Raw genomic sequence first — 18705 nt, 5'->3', positions numbered from 1 at the left:
TCCTTTATGCGCATAAATTCACGGGAGCAAGGCGGCGATCTCGTTGGCGCACGCCCGTACTTCGAGCGCGGCGAGCTTGGCGCCGCGATCGTTCATCTGAAGCACCGTTTGCCCCAACGCCATTGCCTGCTTGTAGGCTTCGCGCGTGGGAATCTGGGTCTTGAGGAGAGGGAAGCCGAGTTCTTCGAGCGCGCGCTTCAGTTCGCGCGTCAGCATCCGTTTCTCTTCTGTCTTGTTGAGCAGGAACACGGCACGCAGGTCTTCGTTCATGACCTGCGCCTGCTGAACCAGTTTGACGAGGCCGATGCTCGACCAGTAATCGGCGGGGGACGACGAAGTTGGGATCACCGCGACGCTCGCTGCAAGCAGGACGACGCCGGAGACTTTTTCGGTAATGGAGGGCGGGCAGTCGACGACGATGATGTCGTAGTCAGCCACGAACTTCTTGATCTCGCGATGGATCTGGCTGCCGGCTTCGGACAGGTTGACGACGGCGAATGGAATACCGATGTCGCCGTCGGACGCAGCGCTCGCCCAGTGGATCAGAGTGTTTTGGCCATCCGCGTCGACGACGAGAACGCGTTTGCCTTTCTCGTGAAATGCAGCGCCGAGATGCATCGCGATGGTGCTCTTCCCGACCCCGCCCTTCTGCTGTGTTACCGCGATGATTTCTGCCGCCAAATTTCACCTCCTCTTTTTAGACGCAAATGGATTTTACCTGGTTGAATTGCTATTTCAAATGATTTGAGTAAGCAAAATTCGGAAATACGCCATTCGGCAGAGGGTTTATGCGCATAAAGAGGCATCAAGGGTGTGCTCGAGGGCTTGCGGCCTATAAGAGCGCGGACTGAGGCTAAGCGTTGCTGATCGCTATCCCTCGGAGGGGACGGGAGGAAAGGAATGAGCGCTCAAGTACTGCGTGCTCAGTCGCGGGCGACTGGTCGCGTGATTCTCGAGTTGATCTCGCTGAGAAGGAACGCGCACATCGGAGCGACCAAGGGGCCGCAGACTTTATGCGCATAAAAGTTCGCGTGGAAATTGGCCTGCAGGAGAGCATTCGCCATGGATTCGTCCGACGCCGCTCCTCCCCGAACTTGGCAGGAGCGGCCAACGTGCCGCAGGCGGTTCATCAGCAATGGCATATAGGTCGTCGTTTGTATCGCGCCCGCGTAAGCGGGTCAGAGGAGTGACGAGAGCTCACGCTGCAAGCATTAAACGATACCGACTCACCCCGGAAGAGCGCATCGGTTTATGCGCATAAACCGACCCACCCCATCGTTCGTTCGAACAACGCGCATGCCGCGCAATCATCCCCCGCCACGCCACCAAGTCACCCGCTAAAATTCCCGAACCCGTCTAACCGTCACAGCAACCTTCAACGGCGCAAGCCCTGAACCAAGCCATGATCACCATCTACCACAACCCACGCTGCTCCAAATCGCGCGCCACCTGCGAACTCGTCGCGAACACCTACAACCCCGCAAATGAAGCGACGGAAATCGTCGAATATCTGAAGAGGCCGCTGACCGTCGCAGAGCTCAAGAATCTCAATGCTCAACTTGGCTGTCCGGTCCGCGAAATGATCCGCGACACCGAGGCCGAATATAAAGAACTCAATCTCGCCGACCCGTCGCTGACTGACGCCCAGCTCTATGAAGCATTGGCGAAGCATCCGATTCTGTTGCAACGACCGATCGTCGTGAGAAACGGGCGTGCCGTGATCGGCCGCCCGCCCGAAAATGTCGCCGCGCTTTTCCCCTGATCGCGCGAGCTTCAAAGTCAACCGACGTGCGCAATGCGACCTCGAACTGCTGAGCTAGGCTTTGCCCGACAGCGCGGCATCCTTGGTCACGATTTTCGTCGGGATCAGGCGCAGTTCGGTGAACGTGTCCGCAATGCGTTGTTGTTCCGCAAGCACGTTCGCGTCGACGGGCTTATAGATGTGCGCGTAATGGCGCAAGCCTGATTCAATCACGCTCGCGTCGAGCCCTTGAATCGGCGCGAGTTGTGCGGCGGCCTCGCTGTAATGGCCGCGCACCCACGCCCCTTCCTTGCCGACTTCATCGATCACGATCGCAAGAACGTCGCCGTTCTGTTGCGCGAAGGGTCGCGCGCTCAGAAAGAACTGGTGGTGACTAACGATACCTTCGGCATCGGCAAGCAGCCGCGCGTTCGTCTGCCTTTTGGCGGCTTCGAGAAACGGATCCCAGATAGCCCACGCATCGACCGCACCGCGCTCGAAGGCCGCGCGTGCATCGGCGGGCGGCAAATACACCGGTTGGATCTCGCTGAACTTCACGCCGTTTTTCTGCAACGCGGCGACGAGAAACCAGTGCACATCGGAGCCCTTGTTCAGTGCAACCTTCTTTCCCTTCAGATCGGCCAAGGTTCTGATCGGCGCGTCCGGATGCACGAGAATGCCTTCGGCGTGCGGCGTCGGAAGTTCATACGCGGTATAGACGAAATTGGCGCCGGCCGCTTGCGCGAACACGGGCGGCGCTTCGCCCACATAGCCGAAGTCGATCGCGCCGACGTTTAGCCCCTCCAGCAGTTGCGGCCCCGCCGGAAACTCCGTCCATTTGACCGTGATGCCGAGTGGCGCGAGCCGCTTTTCGAGTGTGCCGTGCGCCTTCAGCAATACCAGGGTGCTCGCGGCTTTCTGATATCCGATGCGAAGTTCTTTCGCATGTTCATCGGCGGCAAATGCGGTGGTGGAGAAGACCGGCAACGCGGCGGCGGCCAGCGTTGCACCTACGCCGGCGAGAAACGTACGGCGCGTCAGCAGCGGATCACGGGACATGAGAATACTCGTCGAAAGAGAATTTGACGGACACCAAGGCTGGTCCGATTGGCTCCGACGATAATTCGTCCGCCCGCCTGGACGAACCGATAAATTCGCATAAGCAAATCATTCGGGAGTAGCGAAGCATTGTCTAACGCCGAGTGCGCGCCCCATCCCCTCCCGCTACAATCGACCGGCATTACAGCGGCAGCGGCCAGCAACGCGTGGCTGCATCGATCCTCTCGCGACGCCAGGCAGGAAAACCGCGCCCCGCGTTGCCAACGACAGGAGCACCCCGTCATGCTTGAATTGCGACCGACCTGCGAAGGCTGCGGCAAGTCACTTCCGCCGAACGCGCCCGACGCGATGATTTGCACCTACGAGTGCACGTTCTGCGAGGTCTGCGCGCTGACCGAGCTGCGCAACGTGTGTCCGAATTGCGGCGGCAATTTCGCGCCTCGGCCAATCCGCACCCGTGCGCAACTCGCGAAACATCCCGCGCGTGCCGATGCGCATCCCGTCGGCGTCGACGAAGCGTCGCACGCCCGCTTTTTCGAACGTTATCGCGACGTACCGCCCGGCGAGCGCTGAACCGCGAAGGCAAAGCGGCAAATCACTCGTCGCCGCTCACCGCTCCATCGGCGCTCGCGATTCCGCTCGCCACATGCGCGGCGACCCGCAGCAGGCGGATCTGTTTGCGATAGTTCCGGCACCCGCTGCAGGTCGGCAGATGCAGGCGGATCGCGAGCCATTCGCCAGTCGACAGCGAGCGGTCGAGCGCGTCGGATAGCAGCCGCGTGATGTCTTTACACTTCCCCATTCGCGTCCTCGCTGGATAGGCCCTTTTCGCTCAGGCACGTGCGCAGCCGCAGCCGCGCGCGATAGATCAGCACGCTGCAATGATTCGCGTTGATTTGCAGCTCGGCACAGATCGCCGCGATGTCGAGGTCGAGAAACTCCCGCATCATGAACACGCGTCCGATGTGCTCGGGCAAATGCTCGAGGCACATTTCGAACAGCGTCCAGAACTGCTGCTGGCGCAGTGCGGTTTCGGGTGTCGGCCATGGACGCGGTTTCGTCTCGCGCGACCAGTGGCCGTTGTCCTTGAAAAGCTCGCGATCGAGTAACGCTTCGCCATCGATCTCCGCTTCGAGCGACGACAGATTGACCGTCCTCTGGCGCGCCCGCAGCGTGTCGACGAGCTTGTGGCGCAGGATGCCGAACACCCAGGTCTTGTGCTCCGACTGCGCGGCGAAACGCGCGGCCTGCATCCACGCGGCGGTCAGCGCTTCCTGCACGGCGTCCTCGGCGGCTGCGGCATCGCGCAATTGCAGACGGGCGAAGCGCACGAGGTCGCGCCGCAATTGCGCGAGATAGATGGGATCGTCGAGCGATGGGCCGCCTGGCTGCGTCACGGCGTGCCCCGTCGCTGCGGTGCCGGCTGTGGGTGTTGCCTTGAAACGTCGTGATTCATGAGCGGATGGTCGTCCTCGCGCGATTTGCGGATGCGTGCGCCATTCTCTCTCACGTTCGTGCCCTAACGAAGCGGTATTGAACATATACCCCTTGGCAATCGATGTCCCGAAGGAACTTGGTCGCGCGGCGCGGCGGCTTATGACAGCGGCAATTAATTGTTGCAAGAAATGATAAGTCGAGCCTCCGCGCCAGCAAGCTTGGACTCGGACTATCGCTCAATCAACGCGTCGCGGTCGATCACCAGTTCCGCGCGCTCAGGCAGTAGCGATTATTTCAGTTTATAAAAAAATATCTTCTCATCTTCGCTGTTTGTGGACGCGGACCCGCTCGCTATTCTTCACGCCATCGATCGCATCAGATCGCGCAACGATACGCAAACGAGGTCCCGACCATGAAACGCATTTTCTCCGCCCTGATCGCTTCGGCCGCACTCTTCGCAGCCGCTTCGAGCGTCGCTCATGCCGACGCTCCGGCTTCGACCTGCAACGGCCCGAAGTCGTACTGCAACGTATTTTTCGGCAACTGATCGCACGCCGCACACGCAACAAGCAAGCAAAAGAAAAGGGCGCCGGCAACGGCGCCCTTTTTGCATTCAGCGATCAACCCCTAGCGGCTCGGCGCCTTGCCTCCGCCATCGAGCCCGGCGCCCGTACGCCACACCTGTTTGCCTTGTTCCGACAGCTCGCCGCAGCTATGCGTGGCATCGGCTTCGACGCCGTCGACGGCCATCTTGCCGCCCGCCGGCTCCTGCGCGCGCTGCCGCGCTTTCTTGCGCGCGGCGACCGCTTCGTCGTGGGATTTTCCTGCGTAGTCGAGACTCATGATCCGGTCCTCCAGAAGGTCGGTGGTGTCCATTTGCCTCAGATCGCCCTGGCCCGAAGGCATGCTTGATTGACAAGGCAAAAGTTCTACTTATCCACAAGGTTATTCAGCGATTCTGTGGATAACTTTTCGAGCTGCGAGGTTATCCACCGAAAGGTGCCGCAAGAACCCTTCCCGATCCGCTATCGCCTCGCCAAATCCGCCAGTGGCCAGGCGTTTCACGCGGCTTTTGCCTATCATGAACAGTCCTACTCTCTGCGCGTCGAGCGCACTAACCGAGGAAGCGAACATGGCCTATCACATTGCAGTGGTCGTCGGCAGCCTGCGGCGGGATTCGTTCAATCGCCAACTGGCTCAGGCGGTGATTTCTCTCGCTCCAGCCGATTTCACCTTCGAATACATCGATATCGGCTCCCTGCCGCTGTACTCACAGGACTACGACTCCGACTATCCGGAAGCCGGCAAGAAGCTCAAGGAGCGCGTGCAAGCCGCGGACGGTCTGCTGTTCGTGACGCCCGAATACAACCGCTCGATGCCGGGCGTGCTGAAAAACGCGCTCGACTGGGGCTCGCGGCCGTGGGGCACGAACTCGTGGGGCAACAAGCCGGGCGCGGTGATCGGCACCTCGGTCGGCGCCACCGGTACGGCGCTCGCGCAACAGCATCTGCGCAACGTGCTTGCCTATCTCGACGTCGCGACGATGGGGCAGCCAGAGGTGTTCATCAAGCACGATCCGTCGGTGATCAACGAAAAAGGCGAGATCGTCAACGAAGGCACGCGCAAGTTCCTGCAATCGTTCATGGACCGCTACGTCACGTGGATCAAGCGGCATGGCGCGGTGGCGTAATCGAGACTTAGCGGCGCTGACCGCGCCCTGACCATCCGCCGAAGCAACGAGGACACGGCGCGCGCCGCGCGAGGCGGCCGCGCCCGTTTCGCCCGCTGCATCACCTATACGTGGTGATGCCCGGTCACCCGCTCCCACCCATGCCGCACCGCGAGCTTGAAGCGCTCCCACGTGCTCTCCGGAGACGTGGTTTCCCAATGGCGGCGAGCTTCGGGCTCGATCTCTTCCCACGGACGATCGCGGAAGCGCGCGTCGCGACCGATCTCCGCGCCGTAGCGATAGGCCGGCACATAGTCTTCGTAGCGCGCGTTCGCGGCTGCGTACTGCTCGTCGTAGTGCGTGCGGAAGTCTTCTTCATACTCCAGATATTCGTTCGGCATCTGCGCGCCGGGACCGGTGCCCGGCTGTCCGCCTTCCGGGACGATGTCGGACGGCTGGGGCTGCATCACCGCGCCCGAACCCGGCACGGAGCCGGCGGCGATCGCGCTGCGTCCCACATCGCCGGTGAGAGGATCGGCGACGGGTTCGTTGACCGGATCGCTCGTCGGCCGATCGCTGATCGGCGGCGGCGCGAACGGCTCGGCGGCCGCGCCGATGTCCGCCGGCGGCATGGCGGTCAGCGGATCGGGGCGCGGAGGAGCAGGAGGAGGCACGGTGTCGGGCGCGCTCGTACCGGTTGCCGAAGTGGCGCTCGTGGCGCCGGCGATTCCGGTCGATTCGCTGATGCCCGCCGCACCCGTTGCGCCGCTACTCGAACTCACACTTGCCCCCGGTGTTGCCCTGGTGTCCCGCATGCCCGGCGTCGCACTCGCCTCGGTGGTCACGCTCGAGGTACGCGGCGTACCCGGCATCACCGCGCCGATGCCCAGCTCATCGAGCACCGAGTGGTCGCGGCTGGAGGCGACTGGGGTGTCCGCCTCGGGCAGGCGGTCGCCGATATCGGTCGCGCCGAGCCGCACGAGCGTGTTGCGCGCCAATTCCGCATGCGACTGGCTCGCGGCATGAACGCACACGAGCACCGCTCCACGCCGCATCGCCTCGGCATAACGGGCGGTGTCCGACGGACGCGGCCCAGTCGAGAACAGGCTGGCGAGAAAGCGCTCGATATTCGCGAGTACGCCCGCGTTGGCGACTTCGCTGGTGGCCGAGCCAACCGATGGTTCGGCGTTCGCCTGCAACTCGATCTTCTCGCGCGCAAAACCGGTTTGCACGAGCGTGTCGCGGGCGGTTTCAGCCTGCACGTAAGTGTCGAATAAACCAATCACGAGATGTTGCATGGTTGTCTCCCGACATGTTGTGCTGGAACGGGCGGCACCCGAGGCGCCGTCCCCTTGCCGTCTTCGGGCACGCAACGATCATGCCCCCGCACCGACGCGCGACGGCGCTGCGTCCCGTGCACGGCCGCGATGCCCGCCGCGCTACGCATCGCGCGGACTCGCGACGAACGAGGCGCTGCGTGTGAGCGCCGCGCTTTTTACAAGTTCTGGTAAATGACGCCGGGACGTCGCGGACGTCAGGTATCGGCCGGATCCGTGGCGGTATCGGCGCTCGTCTGCACGGCGTTGCGCTGGATCGTTTCGAGCAGCTGTTCGAGCAGTCCGATATCGAACGGTTTGGACAGCACATGCACGTTCACGTGCCGCGCGCGGTCGAGCTCTTCCGCGTAGCCGGTGACGAGAATCACCGGCAGCGGCGGGTCGAATCCGAGCACCGCTTCGGCCAGGTCGATGCCGTTCATCTTGCCCGGCATGTGAATGTCCGACAGCAGCAGATCGAACGGCAGCGGCTCGCCGGTGTCCGCACGCTTCGCGCGGGCATCGTCGAGCACGCGCAGCGCCGTGTCGGCGTTGAACACGCAGCTCACCTGGTGGCCCATCATCTGCAGCAGCGCCTCGGTGCCGGCGGCGACTTCTTCGTTGTCCTCGACCAGCAGCACGCGCAGACCGTGCGGCGCGTCGCTCGCGGGCGCGAGCGCTTCGGCGGGTCCAGCCGTCTGCGGCTCGCTCGACGCGCGCGGCAGATAGAGCCGCACCGCGGTCCCCGCGCCGATCGCGCTGTCGATTGCCGCGAGCCCGCCTGAGCCCTCGCAGAACGCAAACACCTGCGGCAACCCGAGCCCCGTGCCCATGCCTTTGGACTTGGTCGTGTAAAGCGGCTCGAACGCGTGCGCGAGCACCTCGGGCGCCATGCCGGCGCCGGTGTCCTCGAGCGACAGCTGCACGAACTCGCCGGTCAGCGGAAAGCCGTCCTCGCGGCGGAACACGACGTTGCTCGCGCGCGCGGTGAAGCGCCCGCCGTTGGGCATCGCATCGCGCGCATTGACGGCGACGTTGATCAGCGCGAGTTCGAGCTCGGCGACGTCCACACGCACCGGCCAGGTATCGACGCCGCTATCGATCACGAGCGACACCTTCGCGCCGAGCGACGCGCGCAGCAGCTCGCGGCAAGACGGCAGCCAGCGTTCGAGCGACAGCGTCTCGGTGCGCAGCGGCTGCTTGCGCGCGACGCCGAGCAGCTGCCGCGTCAGCGACTGGCCGCTCTTCAACGCGCGCTCCATCGCCGACAGTTCGCGCTCCAGTCCGCCGACGCCGCGCCGTCGCACGATCTGCACGTTGGCCGACAGGATCATCAGCAGGTTGTTGAAGTCGTGCGCGACGCTGCCGACCAGCGTGCCAAGCGCTTCCATCTTGCGCGACTGGCGGTACGCGGATTCGATCGAGCGGCGCATCGATGCCTCGGCCTGCCAGCGCTGCCACGCTTCCTCTTCGGCGCCGAGGCGGCGCAGCGACAGCCAGATCACGCACCACAGCACTATCGACGGTGTGAACATCGACAGGATCAGCACGCTCAGGTGCCTGTACCAGGCGGCCCAGATCGCCGACGTGCGATAGCCGCACAGCACGTAGACCGGATACGAGCCGACGTGCCGGAACGCGACGATCAGGTTGCCGTCGGCGAAGCTCGAGTGCATCCGCACGACGCCGGAGCGCTGCCCGCGCGAGACCGCTTCGGCGAACGGCGAATCCGATGCGAGCGCGGTCGGCTCGCGCGGGCCGCGTGGGTAATGCGCGAGGACCGCGCCGTCGGTGCGCACGAGACTCATGATGATCGGCGTGTCGTCGCTGTTGCCGAGCAGCTCGCGATAGAACGCATCGAAATAGCTGGGCCGCAGCGCGATCGACACGACGCCCGCGAACGAGCCGTTGGGTGCCTGACGCTCGACGCCCATGTTGAACACCTGCTCGCCGCTCACGTGTCCCGTCGTCACTTTCGACACATGTTCGAGCGCATTGCCGCCGCGGATGCCGACGAAATCGGCGCGCTGTTCGATCGAGCTCGTAGGCGACGGATAGACGCGGCTGCTCGCCAGCAGCGCGCCCTGTTCGCCGTAGATCGACACTGAGGCCACCTGCGGATAGCCGCCGCCCATCGTGCGCAACTTGTCGTGAATCGTGTGTTCGCGCGCGCGGATGCCGTCGTCGTCGAGGCCCTCGGTCAGATCGACGATGCGCGAGTTCAGCGTCTCGTTCATGTCGAACACCTTCAACGCGTGTTCTTCGGCGACCCGCACCGTGCGCAGCGCCAGCTCGGTCGCGTCGGCCTCGCGCGAGCGCAGATCGCTGAAAGCCATCGCGGCGACGTAGACGAACGGCAGCACGATCGCCACGACCAGCAGCGCGATCAGGGTGATGCGACGTACCTGGAAGTTCTGTTCCGGCACGGCGGGAAACGACGCGTCGTCCTGCTCGCGGGCAGGACGACCCGAAAGGCGGCCCGCTCGCACGGAGTCGACCTGGTCTGATGTCATTGTCGTTGACGCGAAAAGTCGTTCGAATGTGGCAGCCCCGTATCGGGCCATTGCCGGCACCATGCCGCCTTCAGAACAAGCATAGACGCAGCGCGGAAAAACTCGCCGCAAAGCGTCGGGGACGAGCGTCCACCGGACCGGCCGTTCTTTAAGAGCGGCTTTAAAACAGCGACGAATCGGGAAGCGCAAACGTACACAAAAGGATAAAGCTAAAAGAATGCTGGCTCAGACGATAAAACTATTTCTCAAATTAGCCTAGCGTGGAAACAGAACGTTACGGTCAGCGATTTCGGCGAGTTGCTTTTGCGCGGCTTTGCTTCGACAATCCTCGCCACGATAAAAGGCCGTTGCCACCTCTGTGCGCCGGATCGTCGAGGTCCGCCAAAACGCGTCCTGCCGCATTCGCACCCCTCTCGCCATAGGCAATTGCAATTCGACAGGCGCCACTGTACCTGGTCGCGCATCGGTCGGCATCACGCGAAGGCGTGCCGTCCTCCGCTGTCGGGACGAACAAAACGCAAACGACCAGGCGCGGAAAGCGCGCATACGAACGAGCCGATTCCTTTATTCGACCCGCCTAAAAAACCGCCCGACCCGCCGTTGCCATGCTGCCCATTGTGATCGCCGACGATTCGCTGCTCGCCCGCAAGTTGCTCACGAAGGCTCTGCCGCCCGACTGGGCCGTCGACGTGTCCTACGCGACGAACGGGCACGAGGCGCTCGCGCTGTATCGCGACGGCAAGGCCTCGGTGATGTTCCTCGATTTGACGATGCCGGACATGACTGGCTACCAGGTTCTCGAAGCGTTGCAGCACGAGGACCTCAACACCTTCGTGATCGTCGTATCCGCCGACGTGCAGCCGCTCGCCCAGGAGCGCGTGCGCGAGCTCGGCGCGATCGCGTTCATCGCCAAGCCGGTGACGCCGGAGGCGGTCCTGCCCATCCTCAAGGAGTACGGCTTGTATGTCTGAGCCCGCCTTCACCGAAGACCAGCGCGACGCGCTCCAGGAAATCGCCAACCTTGCGATGGGCCGGGCCGCGACGCGGCTCGCGGGACTGCTCGATTCGTTTATCGAGCTGTCGGTGCCGCGCGTCAAGATGGTCGCGGTGAGCGATGCTGCGCGCACGCTGCGCGAGATGACCCACATCGACGACACGGTCAGCGCGGTGCGTCAGGGCTTTCGCTCGGACATCAAGGGCGAGGTGCTGGTGATCTGTCGCAGCGACAGCATCGCGCAGCTGTGTTCGCTGGTCAGCGACCCGTACGCGCGTTCCAGCTACGAGACGATCGGCGAGCGCGAACTGATGCTCGACGTCGCGAACCTGCTGTCGGGTGCTTGCGTGTCGTCGATACTCGACCAGCTTGGCCGCACGCCGGTGTTTTCCGCGCCGGGCGTGCTCGGCGACACGCTGACGCTCGACGAAGTGTTCCAGCCCGGCGTGCTGCAATGGCAGGTGGCGCTGCTCGTCGAAGTGAACTTCGCGCTCGAACATCATAGTTTTCGCGCGCATCTGGTGATGCTGATGGCCGAAGACTCAATCCGTCACATGAACGAAGCGCTCGATGCGCTGCTGTCCAGTCTATGAATGTCCCAGTGGAATCGTTGAGCGACCTCGTAGTCGAGCGGGTCGGTTTTGGCATCTTCGTGCTCGATCGCGAACTGAACGTGCTGATGTGGAATCGCTTCATGCAGGACCATAGCGGCCTGTCGGCGGAGCAGGTGGTCGGCCGCTCGATCTACCAGAACTTTCCGGAGCTGCCGCGCGTGTGGCTGTCGCGCAAGATCGAAAGCGTGTTTCAGCTCGGCAGCTTCGCGTTCAGCTCGTGGGAGCAGCGCCCGTACCTGTTCAAGTTCGATCACGACCGGCCGATCACCGGCGGGGTCGACTTCATGCAGCAGGACTGCACGTTCATGCCGCTGATGCGCGATCGCGAAGTGGTGGCCGTGTGCGTGACGATCTCCGACGTGACGCATGTGAGCATCGTGCAGCGCGAACGCGAGGAGGCGGTTGCGAAGCTACAGGAGTATGCGAATCGCGACGGGCTGACCGGCATCGCGAACCGGCGCTTTTTCGAAGCGAGGCTGCGCGACGAGTTCACGCGCTGGCAGCGCTATGGCGGCGACATGTCGATGCTGCTGTTCGATCTCGATCATTTCAAGCAGATCAACGACCAGTTCGGTCACGGCGTCGGCGATACGGTGCTGCGCGTGATGGCGCAGCGTGTCGCGGGTGTGGTGCGCGCGCAGGACACATTTGGGCGCTTCGGCGGCGAGGAGTTCGCGCTGCTGCTGCCGTGCACGCCGCTCGACGACGCGATGCTGGTGGCGGAGAAGATCCGTCGCGTGATCGAGGAAACGCCGGTCGAGCTGATCGGCACCAGCGTGCCGGTCACCGCGAGCCTCGGCGGCGCGTCGGCGCGCGAGGGCGTACCCGCGTACGACGTGCTGATCAACGAGGCCGACGCGGCGCTCTACAGAGCAAAGCGCCAGGGCCGCAACTGCGCGGTCGCGTTCCGGCTCGCGGGGGCGTGATTCGCTAGCGGGGGCGGCGTGGTTCCAGCCGGCCGCGCCCGGCGGCCTTTCTTTCGTCCCTCATGGGCCGCCAAATCTGCGGTCACCGGCAAAGATTGCTATACTTTTCGCCGTTTCCGGCCGCCCAGCCGGATGTTTCGCGCGTGTCCGCGCGCGCGGGCACACTGCCTTGCGGGTCGGCATAAAAACCTCTTTGAACGCCTTTCAGCGGGCGCCTCCAGCGGAGATCGTCTTGGCTGTTTCCAATCTCGTCGTGGACGATACTGAAATCGACGCGGCTGCCGCCACGTCCGGCAGCTCGTTTTATCTCGCGATGCGCATCTTGCCGGCGGCGCAGCGCGATGCGATGTATCAGGTCTACGCGTTCTGCCGCGCCGTCGACGACATCGCCGACAGCAACCTGCCGCCCGCCGAGCGCGCGGCCGGGCTCGAGCAATGGCGCGCCGACATCGACGCCTGCTACGCCGGCCAGCCGCGCGCGTCGCTGCGCGCGCTGACGCGGCACATTCACATGTTTCATCTGCAACGCGAGGATTTTCACGCGATGATCGACGGCATGGCGATGGACGCCGCCGCCGACATCTGCGCGCCCGACGACGCCACGCTCGACCTGTATTGCGACCGCGTCGCGAGCGCGGCCGGCCGTCTGTCGGTGAGGATATTCGGGATGCGGGAGGAGTCGGGCCGGCAGCTCGCGCACCATCTCGGCCGCGCGCTGCAGCTCACCAATATCCTGCGCGATATCGACGAAGACGCCGACATCAACCGCTGCTATCTGCCGCGCGAACTGCTCGCGCGCGAAGGCATCGCTGCCACGAACCCGCGGCAGATCGCCGACGATCCGTCGCTGCCGCGCGTCTGCGCGACGCTCGCCGAGCGCGCGAAGCAGCACTTCGCCGAATCCGATGCGATCATGGATCGCGAGCCGCGCGCTCAGGTGCGTGCGCCGCGCATCATGTCGGGCGTCTATCGCGTGCTGCTCGAGCGTACGCTGGAGCGCGGCTTCGACGTTCCGCGCACGAAGGTCAGCAAGCCGAAGCTGCGCCTGCTGTGGATCGTCGCGCGTTACGCGCTTTTCTGAGCTGATGCCGAAGCTCGTCCACGTGGTCGGCGCGGGCGTGGCCGGGCTCGCCGCCGCGGTGCAGTTGCAGCGGCGCGGCGCGCGGGTCGTGCTGCATGAAGCGCAGGATCACGCGGGCGGCCGCTGCCGTTCGTACTACGACACGCAGCTCGGTGCGACGCTCGACAGCGGCAATCACATCGTGCTGTCGGCCAATGCCGCGACGCTGAACTACGTGCGCGCGATCGGCGCCGCCGACGAACTGGTCGGCCCCGCGCAGCCCGAGTATCCGTTCGTCGATCTGGCCACGCGGTCGCGCTGGAGCGTGCGTCTGTCGCCGGGGCGTCTGCCGTGGTGGATTTTCGACGCGCATGCGCGCGTGCCGAACACGGTGCCGACCGACTACCTGTCGCTCGTGCCGCTGCTGTTCGCGAAGCCGGGCCGCAGCGTCGCGCAGACGATGCGCTGTGACGGTCCGCTGTGGGACCGGCTGCTGCGGCCGCTGCTGCATGTGCTGCTGAATCTGGAGCCGCGCGACGCCTCGGCCGAACTGACCGGCGCGCTCGTGCGCGACACGCTGCTCGCGGGCGGGCTCGCGTGCCGGCCGCTCGTCGCGCGTAACGGTCTTGGCAGTGCGTTCGTCGATCCGGCGCTGCGGCTCCTGCAACATGGCGGCGCGACGATCCGGCTCGGTTCGCGTCTGCGCGACATCGTGTTCGCGGCCGACCCGGCGCGTGTACAGGCGCTGCATTTCGCCGATGAGAGCATCACGCTCGGCGCGAACGAGGCGGTGATTCTGGCGCTGCCGCCCGAAGCCGCGGCTGCGCTGGTGCCGGGGCTACGTGCGCCGACGCGTTTCGCGGCCGCACTGAACGTGCATTTCGCGCTTGAGCCGCCGTTCAATCTGCCGCAGATCACGGCGTTGCTGAACGGAACGGCCGAATGGCTGTTTGCGTTCGACGACCGCCTGTCGGTGACGCTCAACGGTGACGAGCGGCTCATCGACATGCCGCACGACGCGCTCGCGGCGACCGTTTGGGCGGAGGTTGCAGCGGCGGTGAACCTGCCGCTCGCGCCGCTACCGCGCTGGCAGGTCGTGATCGAACCGCGCGCGATGTTCGCCGCGCTGCCCGCGCAGGAGACGCTGCGACCGGGCACGCGCACTCGCTGGAACAATTTGCTGCTCGCAGGCGACTGGACGTCCACCGGCCTGCCCGCGATGCTGGAAGGTGCGATCCGCTCCGGCCAGAAGGCCGCGGATACGCTGCTGAATCAACCGATGGAACGCAGATGAACGACTTATCTCAAACGCAGCCGCTCGACGCGGTGCTGCCCGAAGCCGCCGACGCGGCGCCGAACCTGGCCGAAGCTGCCGTGGTTGCCAACGCGCCCGCCGTGGCGGACGCATTGGCAACCGCAACGCCGTCGCCGATGCAAACTGGCGGCGCGAGCCCGCTCGACGTGTCGATCACGCGCGCGACCGATGCGATCCTGGCCGCGCAGCAGCCGGACGGCCATTGGGTCTACGAACTCGAAGCCGACGCGACGATTCCGGCCGAATACGTGCTGCTGGTTCACTACCTCGGCGAGACGCCGAACCTCGAACTCGAACAGAAGATCGCGCGCTATCTGCGCCGCATCCAGTTGCCGAATGGCGGCTGGCCGCTCTTCACCGATGGCGCGCTCGACATCAGCGCGAGCGTGAAGGCGTACTTTGCGCTGAAGATGATCGGCGACCCGGTCGACGCCGAGCACATGGTGCGCGCGCGCGACGCGATCCTTGCGCACGGCGGCGCGGAACACGCGAACGTGTTCACGCGAATTCTGCTTGCCCTCTTTGGCGTGGTGTCGTGGCGCGCGGTGCCGATGATGCCGGTCGAGATCATGCTGCTGCCGATGTGGTTCCCGTTCCATCTGTCGAAGGTGTCGTACTGGGCGCGCACGGTGATCGTGCCGCTGCTCGTGCTCAATGCGAAGCGGCCGCTCGCTCGCAACCCGCGCAAGGTGCGCATCGACGAGCTGTTCCGCGGCGCGCCGGTGAACACCGGTATGAACGAGCGCGCGCCGCATCAGCATGCGGGCTGGTTCGGCTTTTTCCGCTGTGTCGATACGGTGCTGCGCGCGGTCGACGGCCTGCTGCCGAAGGCGAGCCGCGAACGCGCGATCCGCGCGGCGGTCGCGTTCGTCGACGAACGGCTGAACGGCGAGGACGGCCTCGGCGCCATTTTCCCGGCGATGGCCAACTCGGTGATGATGTACGACGTGCTCGGCTATCCAGCCGATCATCCGAACCGCGCGATCGCTCGCAAGTCGCTGGACAAGCTGCTCGTCATCAAGGACGACGAAGCGTATTGCCAGCCGTGTCTGTCGCCGGTGTGGGATACGTCGCTCGCTGCACACGCTTTGCTCGAAACCGGCGAGGCACGTGCCGAACAGGCGGCCGAACGCGGGCTTGCGTGGCTGCGTCCGCTGCAGATTCTCGACGTGCGCGGCGACTGGATTTCGCGCCGCCCGAACGTGCGGCCGGGCGGCTGGGCGTTCCAGTACAACAACGCGCATTACCCGGACGTCGACGATACCGCGGTGGTCGCGATGGCGATGCATCGTTCGGCTGCGCTCACGAAGTCCGATGTCGATCGCGAAGCGATTGCGCGCGCGCGCGAATGGATAGTCGGCATGCAAAGCAGCGAAGGCGGTTGGGGCGCATTCGAGCCGGAAAACACGCAGTACTACCTGAACAACATCCCGTTCTCGGACCACGGCGCGCTGCTCGATCCGCCGACCGCGGACGTGTCGGGCCGCTGTCTGTCGATGTTCGCGCAGATCGGTGAGTTGCCGCAAAACAGCCAGCCGGCGCAGCGCGCGTTCGACTACATGCTGCAGGAGCAGGAGTCGGACGGCAGCTGGTACGGCCGCTGGGGCCTGAACTACATCTACGGCACATGGACCGCGCTGTGCTCGCTGAACGCGGCCGGCATGGCGCACGACGACCCGCGTATGCGGCGCGCGGTGCAATGGCTCGTGTCGATCCAGAACGAGGACGGCGGTTGGGGCGAGGGCGGCGAGAGCTACAAGCTCGACTATCGCGGCTACGAGCGCGCGCCGAGCACCGCGTCGCAGACCGCCTGGGCGCTGCTCGGGCTGATGGCCGCGGGCGAGGTCGATCACGATGCGGTGGCGCGCGGGATCGACTATCTGCAGCGTGAGCAGCGCGAGCATGGGCTGTGGGACGAAACGCGCTTTACCGCGACGGGCTTTCCGCGCGTGTTTTATCTGCGCTACCACGGCTATCGCAAGTTCTTCCCGCTGTGGGCGCTCGCGCGCTTCCGTCATCTGAAGCGCAATGGGCTCACGCGCGTCACGGTCGGGATGTGACGGATGTCCGTATCGATGACGCCGTCCGTCGGGACGGGCGATAGCAGTTTGCCAGTGATCGTCGTGACCGGCATGGCGTTCGAGGCGCGCATCGCACGCGGCGACGGCAGCGAGCGCGTCGAGGTCGTGTACGCGGCGCGGGCCGATCTGCTCGAGCGCGCGCTAAGCGCGGCGGTCGCTCGCGGCGCGGCGGGGATCATCAGTTTCGGCACGGCGGGTGGACTCGCGCCGGATCTGGAGCCAGGGGCGCTGATCGTCGCGGATGCGGTGCATGGACCGTTTGGACGCATCGACACGGATCGGCGGTGGTCGGAGCGGATTGCCGCCGCGGTAACCGACGTCAGGACGGCCGAACGGCTCGCGGGACGTGTGCGTCGTGGCGCGACGGCGGCGGTCGCCGCGCCGCTGATCGCCGCGGAAGACAAACGCGCGCTGCACGAATCGACCGGCGCGCTAGCGGTGGACATGGAATCGCACATCGCGGGGGCGACCGCTGCCGCGCACGGTCTGCCGTTCGCCGTGTGTCGAGCGGTCGTCGATCCGGCCTGGCGCACGCTGCCGCCGGCCGCGACGGCGGGTTTGCGCGACGACGGCACCACCGCGCTCGGGCCGATTCTGCTCGAATTGCTGCGGCAGCCATCGCAACTGGGTGCGCTGCTGCGGCTCGCCGGCGATGCGCGCGCCGCGCGGACTACGCTGGTCGAGACGCGGGAGGCGTTGGGCGAGGGCGGCGCGCTGCGGTTCACGGGTGTCGCCGGTTGAACGACGGCGATGGCAGCAAGTCGCTAGCGTGTGCGGGAGCCGCACTTGGAGCGGCGACTCGGGTCTTCGCCTAAGTCCCTTAGGCGGTTGCGTAGCCGCTGGTTGTCCGCGAAAAGCCCGGCAAATGCCACTGTGAACAGCAGCAGCGCAAACCACTGGCCGCTGTAGCGAATCAGCGTCCATGCGATCGCCGCACCGGCGATAGCGGCGAGCAGAAGCGCCGCTTTATCGACGATCCAGTTCATACCAGTTCGGTTCGGTGGAGCGCCAGACAGGCGTAGTGTCGGCGCGCCGGCCTCTTGCGCCTGTATGGAAAACCGTCCGCCTGCACGTTGAACGTGAGAGCTCACCTGTCGATAAACTCGACACCATCAAGTCCGGTTACCCCCAGGTCCTGTTCAAGCCTGGTAGAGGGCGTCAACTTCAGTGGGCCACCAAAGATTGGCCGTCCTAGTTCTTCGCGAGTGAAAGCCTCAAGGCGTTCCCAGATATCCGTGTCATTCACAGCAGCCTGTCCTCGGGCAGCGCCAGACGGTTATAGGTCGTCACGGTGCGACGCATGATCTGTATCGCATCCGCAGCGAGAAAAATCTCCCCAATGACTAGGACCCGGCCGGCGAATGCACCAAGATTCCGCGTGAAAGCAATCCGAACTGCTACTTGCCCGACACCGGTATATCCGCCTGTCCTAAAAGGACCACTGCGGCAGCTGTCAGGTCGCTTATCCCGAATTGTTTAGCCGTTTCATCAAGCGCTACGGACGTCAACAAATCCACGGCCCGAATATTTTTGTGTATGCCAAACGAATACCGGTTATCGCTCACTGCTTTCTCCCGTCTGTAAAACGAGGAAATTCTAGCTGACGAATGCTCTTTTTATTTGAGATAACGTTTTGACTATAGAAATGGTGGATTTAATCGCAAATTATGGTGAAATTAATTTTCACTAATCGACATGATCAGCGCGTCCCGCTAAATTTCAGGCGATGTTGGACGAAAATACACTGCTTATCAGGGGGCCGGCCCTATCGAACCATCAAACCCGCATACAAAATATTCCGGCGCGAATGACTATGATCAATTTATTTTGTGCGTTTTTGCCTCACTGGCGCTTTCGTTGACACTCAAGCCGGGCGTAGCTAGCCCAGCGACTCCGGATACACCAGAAACTGTTGTAAAGGCGTTTTACACACGGTATTTTCAACAGGAGGGCGGCGTTTATCAATTGACGGATAACCAC

Annotated in this window: 19 protein-coding genes and 2 pseudogenes; 11 read left to right on the top strand and 10 right to left on the bottom strand. The window is 64.2% G+C overall.

The window, feature by feature from the left end; genetic code table 11:
- Positions 1-18: 18 nt before the first annotated feature.
- Positions 19-681, bottom strand: a complete 663-nt coding sequence (parA, locus tag QFZ94_RS08910) for a ParA family partition ATPase (protein WP_013092840.1) — start codon at positions 679-681, stop codon at positions 19-21.
- 721 nt (positions 682-1402) lie between these two features.
- On the opposite strand from parA, the gene arsC reads away from it, so the two are divergent.
- On the top strand, positions 1403-1762 hold the full coding sequence (gene arsC / locus QFZ94_RS08905) for an arsenate reductase (glutaredoxin) (protein WP_429456319.1): 360 nt from the start codon (positions 1403-1405) through the stop codon (positions 1760-1762).
- Positions 1763-1816: 54 nt separating this feature from the next.
- On the opposite strand, the gene QFZ94_RS08900 is transcribed toward arsC, so the two are convergent.
- Positions 1817-2800: a sulfonate ABC transporter substrate-binding protein gene (locus tag QFZ94_RS08900; protein ID WP_429456317.1), complete on the bottom strand. Its 984-nt coding sequence runs from the start codon at positions 2798-2800 to the stop codon at positions 1817-1819.
- Positions 2801-3082: 282 nt separating this feature from the next.
- Here QFZ94_RS08900 and QFZ94_RS08895 point away from each other — a divergent pair, with 282 nt between their 5' ends.
- Positions 3083-3373: a DUF1272 domain-containing protein gene (locus QFZ94_RS08895; RefSeq protein WP_429456315.1), complete on the top strand. Its 291-nt coding sequence runs from the start codon at positions 3083-3085 to the stop codon at positions 3371-3373.
- A 22-nt stretch (positions 3374-3395) separates the two neighbouring features.
- Here QFZ94_RS08895 and QFZ94_RS08890 read toward each other — a convergent pair whose 3' ends face one another.
- Positions 3396-3602 carry a zf-HC2 domain-containing protein gene (locus tag QFZ94_RS08890; protein ID WP_429456313.1) on the bottom strand — a complete coding sequence of 69 codons (207 nt, stop codon included), beginning with the start codon at positions 3600-3602 and terminating at the stop codon, positions 3396-3398.
- Positions 3589-4197 carry an RNA polymerase factor sigma-70 gene (locus QFZ94_RS08885; protein ID WP_368583457.1) on the bottom strand — a complete coding sequence of 203 codons (609 nt, stop codon included), beginning with the start codon at positions 4195-4197 and terminating at the stop codon, positions 3589-3591. Before QFZ94_RS08885 ends, QFZ94_RS08890 begins: the two co-directional genes overlap by 14 nt.
- A 452-nt stretch (positions 4198-4649) precedes the next feature.
- On the opposite strand from QFZ94_RS08885, the gene QFZ94_RS08880 reads away from it, so the two are divergent.
- A complete protein-coding gene (locus tag QFZ94_RS08880; protein WP_368583456.1) occupies positions 4650-4784 on the top strand; it encodes a hypothetical protein in 135 nt (44 codons plus the stop codon).
- A gap of 80 nt (positions 4785-4864) precedes the next feature.
- Here the strand turns inward: QFZ94_RS08880 and QFZ94_RS08875 are convergent, their stop codons facing one another.
- A complete protein-coding gene (locus tag QFZ94_RS08875; protein WP_176107084.1) occupies positions 4865-5080 on the bottom strand; it encodes a hypothetical protein in 216 nt (71 codons plus the stop codon).
- Between the two features lie 289 nt (positions 5081-5369).
- Between QFZ94_RS08875 and QFZ94_RS08870 the strand changes: the two genes are divergently transcribed.
- Entirely contained in the window at positions 5370-5927 is a 558-nt protein-coding gene (locus QFZ94_RS08870; RefSeq protein ID WP_429456311.1) for an NADPH-dependent FMN reductase, read from the top strand.
- A 104-nt stretch (positions 5928-6031) separates the two neighbouring features.
- Here QFZ94_RS08870 and QFZ94_RS08865 read toward each other — a convergent pair whose 3' ends face one another.
- Together QFZ94_RS08865 and QFZ94_RS08860 are read right to left on the bottom strand one after the other, a co-directional pair.
- Positions 6032-7204: a hypothetical protein gene (locus tag QFZ94_RS08865; protein WP_429456309.1), complete on the bottom strand. Its 1173-nt coding sequence runs from the start codon at positions 7202-7204 to the stop codon at positions 6032-6034.
- A gap of 236 nt (positions 7205-7440) precedes the next feature.
- Positions 7441-9735, bottom strand: a complete 2295-nt coding sequence (locus QFZ94_RS08860; protein ID WP_429456307.1) for an ATP-binding protein — start codon at positions 9733-9735, stop codon at positions 7441-7443.
- 605 nt (positions 9736-10340) lie between these two features.
- Here QFZ94_RS08860 and QFZ94_RS08855 point away from each other — a divergent pair.
- The 7 genes from QFZ94_RS08855 to QFZ94_RS08825 all read left to right on the top strand — a co-directional run bounded on the left by QFZ94_RS08855 (position 10341) and on the right by QFZ94_RS08825 (position 17466).
- Positions 10341-10706, top strand: coding sequence for a response regulator (locus QFZ94_RS08855; protein WP_368583452.1), 366 nt, complete (start codon positions 10341-10343; stop codon positions 10704-10706).
- Positions 10699-11322, top strand: coding sequence for a chemotaxis protein CheC (locus tag QFZ94_RS08850; protein ID WP_368583451.1), 624 nt, complete (start codon positions 10699-10701; stop codon positions 11320-11322). Before QFZ94_RS08855 ends, QFZ94_RS08850 begins: the two co-directional genes overlap by 8 nt.
- Entirely contained in the window at positions 11319-12269 is a 951-nt protein-coding gene (locus tag QFZ94_RS08845; protein WP_429456304.1) for a sensor domain-containing diguanylate cyclase, read from the top strand. The genes QFZ94_RS08850 and QFZ94_RS08845 overlap by 4 nt, the downstream gene beginning before the upstream one ends.
- 232 nt (positions 12270-12501) lie before the next feature.
- Positions 12502-13350, top strand: a complete 849-nt coding sequence (gene hpnD / locus QFZ94_RS08840) for a presqualene diphosphate synthase HpnD (protein WP_429456302.1) — start codon at positions 12502-12504, stop codon at positions 13348-13350.
- 4 nt (positions 13351-13354) lie between these two features.
- Positions 13355-14623, top strand: a complete 1269-nt coding sequence (gene hpnE, locus QFZ94_RS08835; protein WP_429456300.1) for a hydroxysqualene dehydroxylase HpnE — start codon at positions 13355-13357, stop codon at positions 14621-14623.
- Positions 14620-16704, top strand: coding sequence for a squalene--hopene cyclase (gene shc, locus QFZ94_RS08830; protein WP_429456298.1), 2085 nt, complete (start codon positions 14620-14622; stop codon positions 16702-16704). Before hpnE ends, shc begins: the two co-directional genes overlap by 4 nt.
- Before the next feature lie 3 nt (positions 16705-16707).
- Positions 16708-17466 (top strand): phosphorylase, encoded by a 759-nt coding sequence (locus QFZ94_RS08825; RefSeq protein ID WP_429456296.1) that lies wholly within the window; start codon positions 16708-16710, stop codon positions 17464-17466.
- 23 nt (positions 17467-17489) lie between these two features.
- Here QFZ94_RS08825 and QFZ94_RS08820 read toward each other — a convergent pair whose 3' ends face one another.
- The 3 genes and pseudogenes from QFZ94_RS08820 to QFZ94_RS08810 all read right to left on the bottom strand — a co-directional run bounded on the left by QFZ94_RS08820 (position 17490) and on the right by QFZ94_RS08810 (position 18290).
- A complete protein-coding gene (locus tag QFZ94_RS08820) occupies positions 17490-17711 on the bottom strand; it encodes a hypothetical protein (RefSeq protein WP_368583445.1) in 222 nt (73 codons plus the stop codon).
- 104 nt (positions 17712-17815) lie between these two features.
- Positions 17816-17971: pseudogene (locus tag QFZ94_RS08815) on the bottom strand (DUF1493 family protein); the annotation flags it as partial.
- A pseudogene (locus QFZ94_RS08810) lies at positions 17968-18290 on the bottom strand (STM2901 family protein). The pseudogenes QFZ94_RS08810 and QFZ94_RS08815, both read right to left, overlap by 4 nt.
- Positions 18291-18705 lie beyond the last annotated feature (415 nt).

The sequence above is a fragment of the Paraburkholderia sp. JPY465 genome, assembly GCF_050436725.1.
Classification (GTDB): Bacteria; Pseudomonadota; Gammaproteobacteria; order Burkholderiales; family Burkholderiaceae; genus Paraburkholderia; species Paraburkholderia youngii.
This window is presented reverse-complemented; position numbering and strand designations above follow the sequence as displayed.